Here is a 1,858-nt window from a genome sequence, read left to right on the forward strand (position 1 = left end):
AACGTGATCCAGATCACAAAAATTAGTTATTAAGAGTATTTATTTCTCCTATATAAAAACATAACAATTATGGATATTTAGGAATGAGGAATAGGCGCATCTTGTTTATTATTATATATAACTTGACTTTTTTAGTTTCTTGGGGAATTTTAATTTTAAATCTACCCGATATAATAGCTTTAAATTATTAACGAAAAGGGAATTACAAAGAGACATTTAATTAATAATAAAATTAATTGCAGCGATATATTAATAATGAAACACAGTGGTAATTATTAAAAACCTAAAGCAAACAGGGCTGGATTCGTGCGCTTCAAATTCGGTTAATTTAATAAAATAATAACTAAGGAAACAAAAATATGAAAACTACAGCAATTATGGGAACTACAGATAACAATAATCTAGAGAGAAAATTTTATGTGTCTACTAACTACGACATTCAAAGCTGTCCTGAATGCAAAATCCATTTCGGGCATTTTATCAACAGGCTGTCAGATCGGCTCGGCTCACTCAGCAGAGCAGAATTTCTTAGTTGTATCGCAAGCTCACCAGAGTATTTCCATGAAAATCTGCGATTTAATGCGTGTACAGATAACGGTGAAGTAGAGCTAATCACTACTGGAAAACAGCCAGTCTGCATAGACAGGAAAAGTTACGAGATTGACTATTATGTTGATTTACCAACAGAAGGCTTAAAGCTCCTGTTCTGTGGCTTCAAAGTATTCATGGTCGATGTGCGACTTGAACAGCTACACATGGCTGATTGGTACTAATCATCACCTCAATATATGTAATTAACAATTGAAAAATAACAAATGGAGAATGATATGTCTGATTTTTTTGAAGAACAAAGAAAAGCAAACGAGATGCATTATGAGAGAGCTATAAGTGACTTTAACGGCTTTATTACACAGCACTTTAAAGATATAACGCCTCAAGACCTGATAAATACTGTTGCAATGGGTGCGTCACATGAGTTTTGGGGTGGCAGTTATGCTGGTCAGTTCGCCCCTTTTATAAAGCAGGTCGATATTAACTTTTTCCTAAACCTTTTCGAGTATTGGACAAAAAAAGATCCTCACAGCTTTATCCGTAAAGCTTTTGAACTTAATGGTATGAGCTTTGATGAGAATTGCTTAGAAACTCATACTACAAGCGAACATAGGGATCAAATGTTCATTATGGGAGTACAGCAGCACACGACTGACTTCAAAGCATTAAATCAACAGGTTAACGCTGTGATTTTAAGTGCTCATTTATACTTTACTTCAAAGAGTCAATCCTTGGTGACATGCATAGATGATTACACTTACTTTGAAGGGGAAAATAGTGTTTCAGCTTGTCCAAATGGAGCCGTATTAAAAGAGTATCAACATGGAATAACCTATAGATTCGACCGCAAAGCTAACAAAATCAAAGGAGATTAACCATGAATTTATCACATGAAGAACTAGCTAAAATTGTAAACCAACAACCTAGGTTATATGAGTTTGTTACTTGCCTATACCACGGCAATGACTACCGACTTAACAAAATGAAATCGATGGATAACAATAACTTCAATATTGCCATGAACATAGTGCAGTTTTACTACCCTAGTGAGTATTTTTATCAGCTTGTTCTCGCAGGTAAAGAGCCGAAGTAAACACGTAAAAAAATCCAAATAGGATATGAAATGTTTAACCAAACCTTAGCGAATTTATTCCTGAGTAGGAGGTGTCACAAAAGCTAATTTTGTGCCGTTTAGCCTCCTTTTACCCAAAAATGGAGAATTAACATGAACAACCTACAACAACTATTCAACACATGGCTCGAATCAATAAAAAACAATGAAGTAGCTTTCCTTAAATACTATTCA

The 1,858-nt window shown here is 34.5% G+C and carries 3 protein-coding genes; all 3 read left to right on the top strand.

What is annotated here, in order from left to right; translation table 11 throughout:
* Positions 1 to 359: 359 nt before the first annotated feature.
* Genes L2755_RS21935 through L2755_RS21945 form a run of 3 tightly spaced genes read left to right on the top strand, consistent with a single transcriptional unit; the run spans position 360 to position 1,645 of the window.
* Entirely contained in the window at positions 360 to 773 is a 414-nt protein-coding gene (locus L2755_RS21935; protein ID WP_248982752.1) for a hypothetical protein, read from the top strand.
* Positions 774 to 827: 54 nt separating this feature from the next.
* On the top strand, positions 828 to 1,427 hold the full coding sequence (locus L2755_RS21940) for a hypothetical protein (protein ID WP_248982753.1): 600 nt from the start codon (positions 828 to 830) through the stop codon (positions 1,425 to 1,427).
* A gap of 2 nt (positions 1,428 to 1,429) precedes the next feature.
* On the top strand, positions 1,430 to 1,645 hold the full coding sequence (locus L2755_RS21945; protein ID WP_248982754.1) for a hypothetical protein: 216 nt from the start codon (positions 1,430 to 1,432) through the stop codon (positions 1,643 to 1,645).
* The last annotated feature ends 213 nt before the right edge of the window (positions 1,646 to 1,858 follow it).

The organism is Shewanella abyssi (assembly GCF_023284025.1).
Taxonomy (GTDB): domain Bacteria; phylum Pseudomonadota; class Gammaproteobacteria; order Enterobacterales; family Shewanellaceae; genus Shewanella; species Shewanella abyssi.

Excerpts from the sequence above, each read along its gene's own strand:
- L2755_RS21935 (WP_248982752.1), top strand. The coding sequence starts at position 360 with ATGAAAACTACAGCAATTATGGGAACTACAGATAACAATAATCTAGAG.
- L2755_RS21940 (WP_248982753.1), top strand. The coding sequence starts at position 828 with ATGTCTGATTTTTTTGAAGAACAAAGAAAAGCAAACGAGATGCATTAT.
- L2755_RS21945 (WP_248982754.1), top strand. The coding sequence starts at position 1,430 with ATGAATTTATCACATGAAGAACTAGCTAAAATTGTAAACCAACAACCT.